At 58.1% G+C, this 16210-nt stretch carries 11 protein-coding genes; 6 read left to right on the top strand and 5 right to left on the bottom strand.

Going from position 1 to position 16210, the window contains the following annotated elements; all coding sequences use genetic code 11:
- Nucleotides 1-8: 8 nt before the first annotated feature.
- The 3 genes from QNJ86_RS05990 to QNJ86_RS05980 all read left to right on the top strand — a co-directional run bounded on the left by QNJ86_RS05990 (nt 9) and on the right by QNJ86_RS05980 (nt 3283).
- Nucleotides 9-704: a response regulator transcription factor gene (locus tag QNJ86_RS05990; protein WP_283831694.1), complete on the top strand. Its 696-nt coding sequence runs from the start codon at nt 9-11 to the stop codon at nt 702-704.
- A gap of 110 nt (nt 705-814) precedes the next feature.
- Nucleotides 815-1732, top strand: coding sequence for a sensor histidine kinase (locus QNJ86_RS05985; protein WP_283831796.1), 918 nt, complete (start codon nt 815-817; stop codon nt 1730-1732).
- A 150-nt stretch (nt 1733-1882) separates the two neighbouring features.
- Nucleotides 1883-3283, top strand: coding sequence for a response regulator transcription factor (locus QNJ86_RS05980; RefSeq protein ID WP_283831693.1), 1401 nt, complete (start codon nt 1883-1885; stop codon nt 3281-3283).
- A gap of 56 nt (nt 3284-3339) precedes the next feature.
- Here QNJ86_RS05980 and QNJ86_RS05975 read toward each other — a convergent pair whose 3' ends face one another.
- Nucleotides 3340-4764, bottom strand: a complete 1425-nt coding sequence (locus QNJ86_RS05975; RefSeq protein ID WP_283831692.1) for an SLC13 family permease — start codon at nt 4762-4764, stop codon at nt 3340-3342.
- Between the two features lie 627 nt (nt 4765-5391).
- Here QNJ86_RS05975 and QNJ86_RS05970 point away from each other — a divergent pair.
- Complete coding sequence (locus QNJ86_RS05970; protein ID WP_283831691.1) at nt 5392-6507, top strand: helix-turn-helix transcriptional regulator; 1116 nt, start codon at nt 5392-5394, stop codon at nt 6505-6507.
- On the opposite strand, the gene QNJ86_RS05965 is transcribed toward QNJ86_RS05970, so the two are convergent.
- The 4 genes from QNJ86_RS05965 to QNJ86_RS05955 are packed head-to-tail and all read right to left on the bottom strand — an operon-like array spanning nt 6504 to nt 11419.
- Nucleotides 6504-7766, bottom strand: coding sequence for an MFS transporter (locus QNJ86_RS05965; protein WP_283831690.1), 1263 nt, complete (start codon nt 7764-7766; stop codon nt 6504-6506). The two genes, QNJ86_RS05970 and QNJ86_RS05965, sit on opposite strands and share 4 nt — an antisense overlap.
- 11 nt (nt 7767-7777) lie before the next feature.
- The gene (locus QNJ86_RS13895) at nt 7778-7999 is read right to left on the bottom strand and encodes a zinc ribbon domain-containing protein (protein ID WP_365994047.1); all 222 of its coding nucleotides are present in this window, start codon (nt 7997-7999) and stop codon (nt 7778-7780) included.
- Nucleotides 8000-8025: 26 nt separating this feature from the next.
- A complete protein-coding gene (locus QNJ86_RS05960) occupies nt 8026-8841 on the bottom strand; it encodes a 4Fe-4S dicluster domain-containing protein (protein WP_283831689.1) in 816 nt (271 codons plus the stop codon).
- Between the two features lies 1 nt (nt 8842).
- Complete coding sequence (locus QNJ86_RS05955) at nt 8843-11419, bottom strand: molybdopterin-dependent oxidoreductase (protein ID WP_283831688.1); 2577 nt, start codon at nt 11417-11419, stop codon at nt 8843-8845.
- 433 nt (nt 11420-11852) lie between these two features.
- On the opposite strand from QNJ86_RS05955, the gene QNJ86_RS05950 reads away from it, so the two are divergent.
- Together QNJ86_RS05950 and QNJ86_RS05945 are read left to right on the top strand one after the other, a co-directional pair.
- Nucleotides 11853-13292 (top strand): SLC13 family permease, encoded by a 1440-nt coding sequence (locus tag QNJ86_RS05950; RefSeq protein WP_283831687.1) that lies wholly within the window; start codon nt 11853-11855, stop codon nt 13290-13292.
- 180 nt (nt 13293-13472) lie between these two features.
- Nucleotides 13473-16208 carry a molybdopterin-dependent oxidoreductase gene (locus QNJ86_RS05945; protein ID WP_283831686.1) on the top strand — a complete coding sequence of 912 codons (2736 nt, stop codon included), beginning with the start codon at nt 13473-13475 and terminating at the stop codon, nt 16206-16208.
- Nucleotides 16209-16210 lie beyond the last annotated feature (2 nt).

Here is a 16210-nt window from a genome sequence, read left to right as displayed (position 1 = left end):
GGTATCACATGAACGATACACCCAACCGCATTCTCGTCGTTGACGATGAACCTTCCATCACGGAATTCGTCAGCTACGCGCTGAAGAAGGAAGGTTTCTATACCGATGTGGTCGACAACGGCGAGGAAGCGCTGGCCTTAGCGACTAAGAACCCGTACGACCTGTTTGTCCTGGATATCATGCTGCCTGGCATGGATGGCTACGAACTGTGCCGTCGTCTGCGCTCGAAAACTACCGTACCCGTGTTGTTCCTGTCCGCGCGCGACACAGAGCTGGACAAGGTCGTTGGTCTGGAAATTGGCGGCGACGACTACCTGGCAAAGCCCTTCGGCGTGCGCGAACTCATTGCACGCGTGCGCGCCCTTCTGCGTCGTGGTTCGGGTGGCGACTTCCCAGGCGCGAATCGCGCCATCACGGCCAGCGGCATCACACTGGACGAGGATGCCCACACCGCCTCCGGTGAGCAGGGCGAAATTGACCTCACGCCCCGCGAGTTCGAGCTGCTTGCCAGCCTTATGAAGAACGCCGGCAAGGTGGTATCGCGCGAAGACCTGCTGCGCGACGCATGGGGTTGGGAATACTTGACGGAGACGAAGACCGTTGACACCCACATCAAGCGCCTGCGTGATAAGATTGAGGGGGCCGGGTACGATCCCGGCTTGGTGGAGACGGTTCGCGGATACGGGTACAGGTTCAAACAATAAAACGACTGCAAACATACTTTTCATTGCTGGCAACGCTGTTGATGCTGCTTGCCGGCACCATCGTCATCCTCATATGCTTTCTCGCCTTCGGCACTCCGCCGGAGGCGTTTCTGCTTTTACTACCCACGGGCGTGATAACGTTTGTGTTGAGCCTGATCATTGGCCACTTTCTTGCTGAGCCGCTGAACGTGTTGGTGAAGAAAACGCAAGCCGTGCGCTCCGGCGCCGATGTGACGTTAGCCCCTGACGGGCGCCTGCACGAAGCCGATGAGTTGGCGCGCACTATCGACCAGTTGGTGCGCAAGACGAAGTCGCAGCAGGCCGACCTCGCGCTGAAAGAACATCGGCAGTCCGCGTTCGTGAGCGACGTGGCCCACGAGCTGCGCACGCCACTCACAGCCATCCGCGGCAACGCCGAAATGCTGCAAGACCCCGACCTACCAGCCGAATTGCACGCGAAGTTCTGCTCCATCATCATCACCGAAAGCGAGCGGCTGAGCCGACTGACGAACGACCTTTTGACGCTGCAGCGCATTGAGGCCGACAACGCGCCGATGGAGCTTTCGCGCGTGAACCTGAAGAACCTCGCCCACAACGTGCTGGATGCGCTTGAGCCCATTCTGCGCGACCGCGGCGCCCACACCCAGGTTGTCGGCGAGGCACCCGACGTGCTGGGCAACCTCGACCGCCTCAAGCAGGCCGTAACGAACCTCGTAGAGAATGCGAGCCGCTTCATTGAGCCAGGCGGGCACATTATCATTGAACTGTTCGGTCTGCGCGGCAACTCCATATTAGCCGTGAAGGACGACGGCCCCGGCTTCGGCGACGTAGACCCCAAGTTGCTGTTCGACCGCTTCTACCGCGCCGACGCCTCGCGCAGTCGCGGCACCGGTGGCACCGGACTCGGGCTGGCCATCGTCAAGTCCGTGGTGGAAGCTCACGACGGCACCGTAGAAGCCATCAACCTCCCCCAAGGCGGCGCCTGCTTCATAGTGGCCCTGCCCTCCATTCAGGAAGTAGCCGCGTAGGGGATAAGGCACCCGTGAGGCCTCGCAGCATCCGTCCTACTATTCAGCCGCAGCCCTCACCCAAGCGTGCCGAAAAGTTCGACTATAATAGTATTCTTGGTGTCGCTCGATCCCCTTCGAACGACACCTGATTCAGGGGAGGATTCGCACATGAAAGTAAAGAAAGCGCACATCCGCACAATGCTGCCCGTCGCTTCGGCGGGCTTCGCTTGCTTTTGGGCCTGGTTCTACCTGGTATTACTAAGCCCCTACCCAGCAAATCACGCCGGCGAGGAAACCTCGCTCTTGCTGAAACTGGCCTTTCTCGTGGGCATGCTGGCCGTCATGCTGCTGGTATACGTAAAGCGCGACCTGTTCGCCCGCACGGAACGCGACCCGCTACCGCGCGCCGCAGCGCTACTCACGCTACCACTCAGCCTTTTCAACATCATGGCTCACTATATCGCCGTTTCGCCTGTGGCGTTCTTCATTGCGTGGGCTTTGGCAGGCGGTGGCTTCTCGCTCATTTTTCTTCTGTGGCCGAAGGTGTTTATGGTGGGCTGGCAGAAGGATGTAGGTGCCTACCTCTCGGCCAGCGCGCTCGCAGGAGCCGTGCTGTATTTGTTCGCGTGCGAACTGCGCGCGCCCTACGGCGACGTGGCGCTTATCGCGCTGCCATTGATCTCGCTCGTTGTGCTTCAGTATGTGCGCACGCATATTGTCGGAAGCGAACAGGAGCCCGAGTCCCCGCTTGAGCAGACGCGTCTATTCCCCCTGACAGGTTTCACTGTGGCGGTGTTCGGCGCCCTGTTCGGCATAGCGTTGTACCTTTTGTGCCGCGATCTGAATGCGGTGAACCCGCTAGCCATAACATTAGCCATCGCGTGCGGCGCTGGACTACACTTAGCACTGAATGTACTGGTGAAGCGCTACCTGCCATTTGGTGTTGCCGAGAAGTTGTCGCTCCTGCTGCTCTTCGCAGGCTTCGCGGGGCTGGCGTTCTTCGGGCCCAGTCTCACGCTGGCGTGCTGCTTGTTTATCGTTGGTGTGTACGTATTCCTGGACTTTTCGAACATGGCGGCGCTGGTTGGATTTGCCAGCGGCCACCCTTCGCCGTTTTGGCGCATCGCACGTGGGCAACTCGTCTTGCCCGCCGGTATGATTGTGAGCTGGTCGGCATGCCTCATCATCGAGCGCGTGAACCCGAGCCTGTTCACCTACCTGCCCTATGGCGCGCTGGTGCTACTGGTGGCTCTGGCACTTCTGGCGGCATTCGTCCCCTTCAAGGACAACACCTTCGCCGATAAGACAGTGAAGGGCGAATTACTTGAAGGCGGCTATTTCAAACAGCGCTGCAACCAGGCCGCCCAGGACTACAAGTTGTCGAACCGCGAGCAGGAAATTTTGTATTACCTGGCGAAGGGGCGAAATGCTCAGTTCATCGCCGACGAACTGAGCATTTCCGCATACACGGCAAAGACGCACGTGTATCACATCTATCAGAAGATGGGCATCAATTCCCAGCAGGAACTTATCTCAATAGTAGACTCGACCGAAATCATGTACCAGTAACAACCTGCGCGCCCGCAACTGCCCGACCAGCAGACCACACAAGCAGGCCAGCCCGCCTAGTACCCCACCAGCGCCACCAAAGGCGCAAGCACCGTTGCATGCAGAAGTATCATGGCAGCCGTGGGCAACACGCCAGATTTGAAGAAATCGGTCATCTTCCAATACCCATAGCGGAACGACAGCATGTTGTTGCCATCCACGCCCATGAGGAACGTCGTCGAAGCGTTCACCGCCACAATGACGGTGAACACCACCGGGCTCACCCCGAAAGCCGTTGACAGCGATGCCAGCGGAATAAGACAAATGGCAATAAACGCCGGCCCCACGGGAATCACCAGGCGCAACAGGGGCAGCAACGCCGCAGTGGCACCCACAATAGCCCCACCGCTCACCGCAAGCTTGCCCACCGTAGATCCAAACAACCAGCTGGCTGCGCCCTGCTCCTTGATGCCGCCTGAGAGCGACTGAACACAGCCAATGAGCAGCACAATGTTCCACGAGACCGACGCGGTGTATTCGCGCCACGTAAGCACATCGAGCCCCGGCACAAAGAACAGCACCAGCGCCAGCACCGCAATAGCCGTGGCATCCCACCCCGTCCAGTTGCTGGCAATCCACAGCGCGAACGTTACGCCAATAATGCCCAGCACCTTCCAATCGAGCAGTTCCAGCTTGCCGACTGCCTGGCCGTTGCGTTCAATACAGTTCATCGTAGCCGGTGAGATGGGTTCAGGCTTGAATACCAGCACCACCGAAAGCCAGCACACCACCAGCAACACCAGCGAAATCGGAAGGCAAATGGCCGTCCAGTCGAGAAACGATATCTCAATACCCGTGTTCGCTGCCAGCACATTCATGGCCATGATGTTCATGGCACTGCCCGACGGAATGGACTGCCCGCCCACCACCGACGCATACGTAATACCAATCATGAGCGCTCGCCCCAGGTTGGAAGAACCCGGCTCGCACCCCTCAATTTTCAAGATGCTGGACACCGCAATGCCCGCAAACAGCGCTGTGCACGGCAAGTCAGAAATGAAGAAGGACAGAACCGCAGCCGACACCATAAACGCCAGCACCGTGGCCCGCGCGTTTCCCTTCGTCAGCCGCATGAGGGCAAACACAATCTTTGTGGGCAACTTCGTTTTCAGCAATGCCGCCGTAATACCAAACGACGCCAGAATGAAGAAAATCACACTGCTGATAAACCCACTCCACACGCCCCCGTTGAACTCCAACACGCCAAACACCGGCATGAGAATCATCATGACAAGACCCGAAATGGCCACCGGGATGGGCTCGGTCACCCATAAGAAGATACCCGACACCATAAGAGCGAGCGACATCTTCCCCGCAACCGTCAACCCCTCCGGCGTCGGCCCCACCCAAGCCGCCACAACAAGCACCACCGCAATACTCACGCACACCACACGACGTGCCACGGACGGTTGGCTGCGCTGCTTTTTAATCGATCCAGCCATACGATACCCCCTTGTGCCTTCCGCTGGGGAAGGTTCCTTGACAGACCCCAGGGACTTCGGTACTATCCCCGCGATACACGGTATCCCCTCTGCGGCTTCGCCCGAATCAGGCCCGAAAACTCAAACTGGCGACCGCGTATAGAAACCTGAGTAGTACGAGGTGAAAACGGGTCTTTACTACTCAAAGTAGTAAAGAGTTCAAGTCGGATAACACCCGTCGGCCAATGCGAGGCGGCAATTTTGCGAACATACTAGCAATGCGTCTTTCCGCCGCAGCTAGGAGGCGTTATGCCCGAGCAAAAAAACACGATCCCTAAAACAAGCGTGCGCGTGCTTCTTCCCGTAGCGGTAGCCGGCCTTGCTTTTCTGTGGGCATGGGTACTGCTTTTTGTGTTCGTCGCCCCAGGACCCGCGCTCGGAGGGATTTACGCCGTCCCACGTGCGATTGGTTTTTTCGCCGGTGCGGCACTCTGCTCAGGCGCAATCGTCGCGCGTGGCGCGTCATCTTCGCACATTCATCCCCTGCGATCCGCCCTTGGAGGTTTTTTGGGTACCGTGCCAGCCAGCGCAATCCAAATACTGTCAAACGAAACTACCCTACTCACAGCACTGCCCCCCACACTGAGCGTGAGTCTTTCGGTCGCGGCCTCCGCGCTTGCTGGCGTGTCGTTCGCATGGTGTCTTGCTAGCTACGCCGACCTGCTCTCCATCGAATGGCGCCGCGACGTGGGAGCACGCTACGGATTCGCCATGGCTGCGGCTGCCGTCGTGGCCTTTGTACTGGCTCATGTCAGCCTCCCTATTCAACCATCGGCAGTTGCCGCATTACCGCTGCTGGCCTACGCCGTGCTTATCTATTTGAAGCATCACGTGTTCGATCAGACTCCCTCCCCAAGCGAGCGCGAAGGAGAACGCATCGAATTCTTCCGCATCACAGGACTTACCGTGGTCGCTTATGGTGCACTGTTCGGCATGGTGGTGGGTTTCATCACGGCTCAACCAGCTTCAGACGCCTTTCTGACGCTGACCACAGTGGCGGTAGCCGTGGGCGCCCTCGCGCAGAATGTGCTCAGCCGCGCGTTGAAGCGCTACCTGCCATTCGGATGGGTAGAAAAGGCAATGCTCGTGCTATTGGTGGTGGGTTTTCTGGCCGTTTTGTTTGCACCACCTGCGTTTCACGTGGGCATTTGCCTGGTGCTGGTAGCCCTACTCGTGTGCTTCGACCTGGCCGACCTCTCAGCGCTCACCGCACTGGCCAGTACCGATCGCGCGCGGTCGGTACGCTACCTCGCCCGCGGCCGCCTCAGCATCCCGCTTGGCTTAGCAGCAGGAATCGCTCTTGAGGCGGCTGTTCGCGCGGTAGATCCTGGCCCCGCTGGCACGTTTCCCACCGCACTGGCGTCCGCCGCTTTGGGATTGTTGCTGGTGCTGGCCCTTGTAGCCGTATTCGTGCCGGTGAAGGACAACACCGTGGCGGAAGTGGTCACCCACCATCGTTCGGCCGATTCGCTGTTCGAACTGCGCTGCGCCGAGGTATCCGACCGCTTCAAGTTGTCCGCCCGCGAAAGCCAGGTACTTGTTTACCTGGCGCGCGGGCGGAACGCCGAGTACATCGGCAATCGACTCTGTATATCCACCTACACGGCCAAAGCCCACATCTACCACATTTACCGCAAGATGGGTGTGAACGCGCAGGCGGAACTCATGGACATCGTCGAGCAGTGCGAGGTGCCCCTCGTTTAGGCGCGCGTCGCCTTCCGACGATTAAAAAACACGATGCACCCCAACACCAATACCGTAATGGCGAACGCTGCTATACCGAAGAACAAGAACATAGCAGCCTGCGAAGAATCACCCATCACAAAATTGCCGAACTGCTGAAGGTAGGGGCATACAAATTCGCCCAGGTACATGCCACAGGTGATAACCGCTGTTGACATGTTGCGCTGCGCGGGCGACACAAGTTCGGCATTCTTTACAAAGATGCACGGCATGAGCACACCGTTGGCAAAACCGATGAGCACGTTTGACGCTAATGCCATCTCCCAGCTGGTCGCTTGCGACAGCAGCACGAATCCGCAGCCTGTTAGGAGGCAGGCCACCACCGGCGTGTAGGAACGGAACAGTTTGCGCACATACACCAGCACAAAACCTGCCACAAAGGCAAAGAACGTCATGGCCGCCATGGTTACACCCAAAAGTTCCGCTGGTCCGTGGAGAACGGTAAGGTAGTACTTCGCCATATTCGTGGGCGTGGTCAGGCCGTACACCTGCACAAAGAACATAGCGATGGCCAGCACAATAAGAAATGATGGCATACCTTTTGATGAACGCGGCGTGCTGGCAGTTACCGATTCAGCGGATGCAGCTCCCAACGATTCGCCAGCAGCCGCAGCACCATCATCAGCTACGTTTTCCCCGATTGAGCCTCCCTTGCCCACCGGCATCTTCGGCACACCGAAGAGCACAATGATGAAAATGACCAGGGTAATGGCGAACCCATAAAAGTTTAACGACCAGTCGATGGCTGCAAAGTAGCCACCCACCAAGCTACCCAGCAGTGCGCCGAAATTGGCAACACCTGTGGAGAAGCCAAGCATGCGCTCGCGTTTCTGCCCGTCAAACAGATCGACAATGATGGCCGTGGCTTGCGGAAGCAACAAACCACACCCCGCACCCATAATGAAACGATCGACGATAAGTAGCGTGAGGTCACCCAAATTGGCACCCACCAGAGCGGACACACCGTAGATAAGAAGTCCCACTTCAGCTATGGCTTTGCGCGAGAATTTACTAGCCAACGCTCCCGATACCAGGCTAAACAGTGCAATGGTTAGATACGATGACGTCATAACCAGCTGCACGGTAGTAAACGGCGAATCGGGAAATGATTCAGCAATGGCGTTGAGCGCGGGTGCCAGCAACGACCCCACTGCCATATACATAAATGAAACCGAAAGTATGGCCACAACGTTGAAGAACGTAATGCGTTTTCCAGACATAACTCCCCCTTTCACCGTACATTATGTCCGGGCTCTTGCGGCGCAGAGGGCACCGATGGCACACGAGGTATAGTTGGCGCCGCACCGGTCGGTGCGGAAGAACCATCTGCGGCCTCCTTTACTGCGGTTAAATCGGCACCGCACTTGAAGCACGTTTCCGCTCCATTGCTATTGGTGGTTCCGCACGCGGGACACTTTACGGGAAGCGCCGCTTCTACCGGTCTGAAGCACATGATGTATCCTTTCTCGCAAAGCTTGTTTAGTTTGTGCGCGTCAGCGGCAGATCGCCCACATTGACGCCATCAGTTACCACAACATGTTCCTCGCGCTGTTCATATCCCTCAGCCTCAAGGCGTAGCGCGTAGGTTTCCTCATCCACGTTTTCTATCCAAAAGTCACCAAATCCATCGGTGAGCGCCTCACCAGCAAAAACGCCTTCTTCGTCAAGCAAGGTTGCGCGCGCACCGACAATTACTTCTTGACAGGCTGGGTCGAAAAGCGTGCCTGCAACGAACGGTTTTTTCGCCCGGCGATAATAGGTGCGGGGGCCGCATGAGCCACAGTCACCGAGAGGTGCTGCATCGGGAAAACGCTCGCGTATGTCATCTTCTTCCAAAAACTGAAGAGCGTCTGTTGCACAGGCCTCAACACAGCGCGGCACTTCCCAACCCTCGTCTAGCAAATGGGCGCAGCCGGTGCATTTCTGGGGAAGGTCCAGCTCATCATTCCAGTACACAGCACCATAGGGACAGGCATCAACGAGAGCGCGCTGCCCCTTCGCCTTTATGGGGTCGATAATAACCAGCCCATCTTCGCGTTGGTAGACAGCTCCATCGCGGGCCACTTCAGCACAGGCGGGATGCGCGCAGTGGTTGCACAGAACAGGCGTATACGCAACGCGAACCTTTGGCGTGGAGCCATGCACACGTTCGTTAACCTTTATCCAGAATTGTCCCGTGTCCGGCTGCGGCGCTGCGTACGGTGCCCAATCGTTATCCACATGCTCGTCTTTGCACACAATCTGACAGTTATGGCACCCGTTGCAGCGAGCCAAGTCGATAAGGAATGCCTTCATATCACATCTCCCCTTCTGTCATCCACGCATCAATCAGCAAGCCAGCATCCTTGTCGTAGGGTCGCTCAAACGCCTCGGGGTGTTCGCTACGTAGGGTTTCCAGATCGGCCTTCCCAATAGTTACTAAGAAACTGCTGGTCACCTCACCGGCACAATGTTCAGAAATGACCGACGACGGGCAGATAAGGTTATTTGCCCCACCACGATCGACAACCCCCAGTTCAATGGGGTCGAGTCGCGCACCATGATCCTGATAGAGCGCACCCGGCATGATGCGCGGCGTCACATACGCACCACCCAGCACCACGCCGCGTTCATTCGAAAGCGCCACTACGTCTCCGTGCGCAATACCCAAACGTTCGGCGTCCACCGGATTGATCCACACGGGCTCATAGCGGTAACCATCAGGCCCCACTACCTTACAGGTGTCGATCTCGCGGAACCACGTCACGTCGTCAAGCTCGGCATGCAAGCGCCAGCGTGGATGGTTCGACACCAGCAAGAACGGGTAAGCACGGGCACGCTCGTGCAGCAAACTCTCTTGCTGGGTTTTGCCAAAGGGAATCCAGTGCGGCAGCGGCGGGCGCTCCTCGTCATCGGGGAACACCGTCTTCAGATTTTCGCTGACAAACTCTATCTTTCCGGACGGGGTATCAAGCGGATTGTTCTCCGGATCCTCATAGAACGCTCGCATGCCACGCGGTGTATCGGCCCACCAGCCCTCACGCGTGGGCACGGGATAGTAGCCCTTTTCCCGCAGCTCATCGTAAGAAACGAGTTCTTGCACGCCGGAGGTAGCAAACGCATACTCCATCCATTCATCAAGCGACTTGCCTTCCACGTAGGCATCGTACAAACCCAGCTTTTTCGCCACCTCACCAACGGCCTCCCAGTCACTCTTGGATTCACCGAGCGGCTCAATGCACTGATCTTCATACAGTACCGAAGCGAACTGACCCGAAAACACATCATTGCCGATATCACGTTCTTCAAACTTTGTGTTAATGGGCAAAATAATGTCAGCCATGAGGCAGTCGTTCTCCATCCAAATGTGCTGGGCGACCACCGTTTCAATACGCGGGTCGCGGAGCGCTTCCACCAACGCATTGCCATTGTTCCAACACGTAGTCCAGCAGGGGCTGTCGGTCCACACCATGTGGATAGGGCCGCCTCCCTCTTCCGAAGTTATCGGGAAGTGGTGCTCGACAAATTGGTCTTCTTTCGGCCAAGGGAAGAGCGTGGTACCGTACCAGGTAAGCTGCTCACCTTCAGGCAACGTGAGCGCTTCGGGCACCAGCGTCTTGGGTACAAATTGGGGTGGCACCGAAAAATGCCAGCCCCGGCCAGCAGCGGACAGGTTAGGATCGACAGCCGGACGCGGTCCGGGGAATTTGTCGCCATTCCACTCTCCCATTTTCAGCTGGCAGCGGCCGGGTGCCCCCACCGCCTGCATGGCGAGCAGGCACACCTCAAGACGTGCGGGTTCGTGCGAATATGACGAGCGAGCCATGCCGCCACCGTTGCCGCGGGCAATAGCGGTAGGCATCTTCGCCCATTCCCGCGCAAGCGCCTTAATGGTGTACTCCGGTACGCCGCACTTTGGCGCCGCCCAGGCCGGGCTTTTCGGTTCGCCATCTTCGTCACCGCGAACGTAGGCGGCAAACTCATCGAAGCCAACCGTGTGCGTGCGCACATATTCCTGATCGTACAAACCCTCATCCAACCACACATACGCAAGAGCCAATTGCAGAGCAGCGTCCGTACCCGGCAGTACGGGTATCCACTTGTCAGCATGGATAGCTGCCGCATAGTTGAGATCGGGGCAGATATACACACTCTTTATGCCCAGCTCTTCAAACCAGTAGCACGTACGTGAAGCCATCAGGCCGCTCCAACCCCATGAGGTGGTCTCAGGATCCGACCCCCAGAACAAAATGAGATCGGTGTACTCAGCTACATCAAGCCACAGATTGTTTTGCGGAGACTGTCCCAGCGCCTCAAACCCCCAGGCGTGCTTTGAGCCCCAGTACCACCCTTCCCAACTGTCGGGATTGCGCGCTTGCAACGTATAGCCGCCCATAAGTTCCAGCAACTTTGTCTGACACCCGTGCGGGCCGTGTACCACTTTTGTTTCACCGTGACCGTCGCCCTGTACCAGCACGGCGTACGGACCGTACTCTTCACGAATGCGCAGCAACTCCGCAGCGATGAGATCGGTGGCCTCATCCCAAGAAATGCGTTCAAACTTACTTGTGCCACGCGTTTCAGGATGTCGGTCGCCCCGCGGATCCCAGTCCACCCGTTTGAGCGGGTACAAAATACGGTTTGGCGAATACACGCGCTTTTTGTAAGCGTAGGTATAGGGCGGCAGCAAAGAGCACATTTTCGGCTCGAACACTGTACCGCGCGCTTCGATGCGCCACGGGTTGAGATCCGCACGCTCGTATGCCTTGTCAAAACGCAAGGGGCGAATCCGCAGGATTTTCCCGTCTTTTACATCAACCTCAGCAGCGTTTGACCCCCACGTAAAGTTGCAGAACCCCGTGTTCTTAAAACACGTTTTAACGCCTTCTTCCATTCCTCCTCCTTTGCCGTGTGCCAGATTTTGCTTCCCGTTCGGCTGCGCCATGGTCACATGCACTCCCCGCATTGCGAATCGGCCGCGGCGCACTAAATACTCGGCAAAGCACCTCGCCTTTTCGGCTTCATGCGCGAAAACGCCCGTTGTACCGCGAGCATACCGTCGCAGTATCGCGTCCGAAGTTTTGCATAAGCCCTCGTAAAACGTACTACCCAGAGCAGTAGCGGCATCCTGGAGGCCCTTCATACGCTTTTTTCTATGCAGGCACACGTTTTTAGTAAACGCGTTCGGATTACGAGGGCAGCAAATTGAGCGAAAGTGAAGCAGTCGATGCGCCAAGGGGGCGTTACGAGAGAAAGGGGATCGGTCGCCGGATCGCGCAGACGGCACAACGGCAGTCCGCTAACTAACAAGGGGGTTGATTCATCTCATGTCAGACAAAGACAACAGTAAGCCGAAGGGCGCGTCGCTTGGCAAGCGGCTGGCGCTTATTGGCGTGGCTATTGCCATCATCGTCATTGCACACTTCCTGCCCACGCCCGAGGGGCTGAGCTACGCCGGCAAGATGGCCATTGCGCTCATGGTGTCGGGCATCGTGCTGTGGGTAACCGAGCCGGTTCCTATGGCAATTTCGGGTCTGGCGCTCATGTGCCTCATGCCCGGGTTCGGCATCTTTCCCTACAACGGCACACCAGGCGTGTGGGCGAACTTCATCAGTAACGTTATCTTCTTCATCTTGGCGTCGTTTGGCATTACGTCCGCGCTACTGAAGACAAAGATTCCGACGAAGATCGTGTTCGCGCTCATGCACGTGACAAAGGGCAACGCCAAAACTACGGTGCTCATGTTCATGGTAGCTACGGCCGTGATCTCGGCGTTTGTGTCGAACCTGCCGTGCACCGCGCTGTTCGCTGGCATCGCTATGTCCAGCATCATTGAGGTTGAGCAGAAGAACGGCACCGAGAAGCACGCCGCCAACCTTGGCAAGGCGCTCATGATCGGTATTGCCTACGCCTCTTGCATGGGTGGCATGATCACGCCGGCCGGCTCCGCGCTGAACATCATGACACTGAACATGCTGGGCGCGAACGCGGGCTTCACCATTTCATTCCTTGACTGGGTCATCATCTGCGCGCCTATCGCCATCATTCTTCTGGTGGTGTGCTGGCTGTCCGTCGTGTTCATCTTCAAGACCGACCGCATCTCCGACGAGACGATGCTCGCCATCGAGAAGTCGGGTGCCTCGGTGGGCAAGCTGGACACGTTCGATAAGAAGGTGCTGGCCATCCTCTTGCTCATGATTGTGTGCTGGGTCGCGAGCAACTGGACCGGGTGGGATGCCACCGCTATTGCCGTGGGTGGTTTGGCGCTGTTCTTCCTCCCGGGCATCGACGTGCTCACCTGGAAAGAGTACATCTCCAGTGTGCAGTGGGCCATCGTGCTGCTCATTGGCTGCGTACAGTCCATCGCAGGCGGCATCAAGGAGCAGGGCGCTGCGAGCTGGCTCTTCGGCGCAACCGTGGGCAAGATGGCTGTGTCGGCATTCGCCGTTATCGCCGCCACCGCCATGGCGCTGCCGCTCATGCGTCTCATTATTCCGGTAGGCCCGGCGCTCATCGCCATCAGCCTTATCCCGCTGGCAGCCATGGGTCCTGGCATGGGCGTTTCGGCCGCCGTGTTTGCCATCATCATTGCCTTCAACGCCAACACCACGTTCCTTCTGGGTGTGGACAGCAACAACATGATGACCTTCAAGCACAACCAGTGGAAGATGGGCGAGTTCTTCAAGGCCGGTATCGCACCGACCATCGCCATGATGATTCTCCACGCCACCATCCTTGCTCCCCTCGTGAGCATGGTGGGGTACTAAGTCCTACCGTTTGAGCTCTTCACGGGCTCGCGCTTTCTCGGGCCCGGACCCCACATGGGGGTCTGGGCCCTTCCCTTTTCCGCCACCCGACGAACGAGGCCGCCGCTGCGCCGCGTGTTTCTGCGCGCGACGCGACGTAGCGGCGGCTCCACTTGAACCTAACGAGAGGAAGGGGTGGCCATGGGCACGACCAAAGACCGATCGGTGTACAAGACCCTCGGATGGTGCGGCTTCGGTGCCGGCACAAACGCGGGCATCGTGGACGTGAAGGAGGGGAAAATTGCCCGTATCCGACCGATGCGCATCGACGAAAAGTACTCGGTCGATGACATCAAACCGTGGACAATCCACGCACGGGGGTCGTCATTCACGCCGGGACTTAAAACGACGCTACCGCCGTTGGCGTACGGCTACAAACAGCGCGTGTATTCGCCGAATCGTGTTCCCTACCCACTGAAGCGTGTGGACTGGGATCCGCAGGGCGAGCGGCATCCTGAAACGCGCGGCATCAGCGGTTATGAGCGCATCAGTTGGGACGAAGCTGCGCAAATCTGCGCCGATGAAATTGCACGCGTCATCGACACCTATGGCTGCTCTGCGGTGTTTTGCCAGGGCGATGGCCACGGCGAGACGAAGATCATCGGTGGCGGCCATGGCTGCAACACCCGTCTCATGGATGTGCTTGGGGGCTACACTTGCCAAGCACGCCAGCCCGATAGCTGGGAGGGATGGTACTGGGGCGCCAAGCACGTGTGGGGCATGGACCCGGTGGGCAAACAGACCCTGCAGAATAATGTACTGCGCGACGTGTCGCAGAACTCCGACGCGGTGCTGTTCTGGGGCTGTGATCCTGAAACCACACCGTGGGGATGGGGAGGCCAAATTGCCTCGCAGATTTGCTATTGGTGGACGGATCTGGGAATAAAGAGCATCTATGTGTGCCCCGACCTGAACTATGGCGCTGCTGTGCACGCTGACACGTGGATCCCTGTACTGCCAAACACCGATGCGGCTCTGCAGCTAGCCATCGCCTACGTCTGGATGACCGAAGGTTTGTACGACCGCTCTTACATTGACACGCACGCCGTAGGTTTTGACTGGTTTGAATACTACGTATTGGGTCGCGAAGATGGCGTGCCAAAAACGCCGAAGTGGGCGGAAGAGAAGTGCGGCGTGCCCTCGCGACGCATCAAGGCACTCGCTCGCTACTGGGCACAACATAACGTCTCCATTGCCCACTGCAACGGCGGCGGCTACATTCGAAGTTGCTTCTCCCATGAGCCAGGGCGTCTCGAAGTGTGCCTGCTTGCCATGCAAGCGGTTGGCGCGCCCGGACGCAATCAGATATCCATGATTGAATGGGGCTTATACGGCCAGCAAAACCTGCTCACCTGCCCCCGGCCGGCCGGCGGCACCTATTTCGGTGCAGCGTTCACCGGCCACCTGCCGGGTACGGGCCTTCGGTGGTCCATTCCTCAGACCATGGTACCCGACGCTATCTTGCTGCCGGAGGGCGAGGAACTTACCTGGTATGGGCACGTCATCGCTGGCCTTCCACGCATCGACCAGTTCGGTCAACACCGCTACCCGGAGCCAGGTGCCTCGCGTATCCATATGTTCTGGACTGATACACCGTGCTGGTCCACATGTTGGAACGGCGGCAACCGCATGCAAGACGCCCTGCGCGACCCCTCTATCGAGTTTATGTTGGTGCAGCACCCGTGGATGGAAAATGACACGTTGTTCGCCGACATCATACTGCCCGTATCCACAAAGTTAGAGCAAACCGACATCGCCACCTGCACCATGTGCGGGCACAACGATCTGGCCATTCACGAGGAACAAGCGGTCGACCCCGTGGGCGAGGCACGCACCGACGCTGAATGCGTGCTAGCCATTGCTGAAAAGCTGGGCGTAGCCGAACTACTCGTAGGTACATGGCTCGGCTCGATGAGCGTTGATGAAGCTCGCGCGCAACTTCCCGAGCAGTTCGCCGCGCACACCCTGACAGACGAAGAAAAGGTTGCAGCGTTTGAAGAGCTGAAACGCGTGGGATTCATGGGCGGCAATCCCAATCTCGCCAAGGGAGATGGACCGCGTTCTAAGCAACTGAGCGCCATGAAGGGCGGCATGTCTCAGTACCTACCTTTCGAGAAGTTTGTGGAAGTGGGTTACTACCCCTTCCCCACGGCTGATGACTGGGAAGACGATCCAGCCGGACTCATCCAGTTCCATGACGACCCGGAAGGCCATCCGCTGGACACGCCAACCGGCAAGATTGAGTTCTACGCCACCGGCATCGCTGAACATTGGCCCGGAGACGAAGAGCGTCCGCCCGTACCCCACTGGATTGAGGAAAGTGAAGCGCATCACGAGCGTCTGACCTGCGACCGCGGCAAGGATTATCCCTTCCTCGTGGTGTCGAATCATCCGCGCTGGCGCGTGCACGCCGAACACGACGACATCGCATGGCTGCGCGAGCTGAACGCCTGCAAGGTCATCGGCCCTGATGGCTATCGGTATGAACCCGTCTGGGTGAATCCGGTGGACGCCCGCGCCCGCAACTTACACGATGGCGACATTGTGCGCATTTTCAATGAGCGCGGAAACGTGCTGGGTGGCGTAGTGGTGACCGAACGCATCATGCCGCACTGTATCAGTCAAGATCACGGCGCTCGCGTGGATAGCATTGTCACCGGCACCGGTGGGCTCGATCGCGGTGGTGCGAACAACCTCATTTGCCCCGGTGCAACTACGTCGAAAAACGCGCCCGGCGAAGTGACCAACGGATTCTTAGCCAACATTGAGAAAGTGGACGTGCAAGCGCTTGCGGCGCAGTATCCGGAAGAGTTCAACCGCGACTACGATCCCGCTGTGGGCCTCATTGCCTCGGCGCGCATCGTCAAGGAGGCATGACA

Source organism: Gordonibacter faecis, assembly GCF_030077735.1.
GTDB lineage: Bacteria > Actinomycetota > Coriobacteriia > Coriobacteriales > Eggerthellaceae > Gordonibacter > Gordonibacter faecis.
The sequence above is the reverse complement of the archived record's forward strand: the minus strand, read 5'-3'. Positions and strand labels throughout refer to the sequence as shown.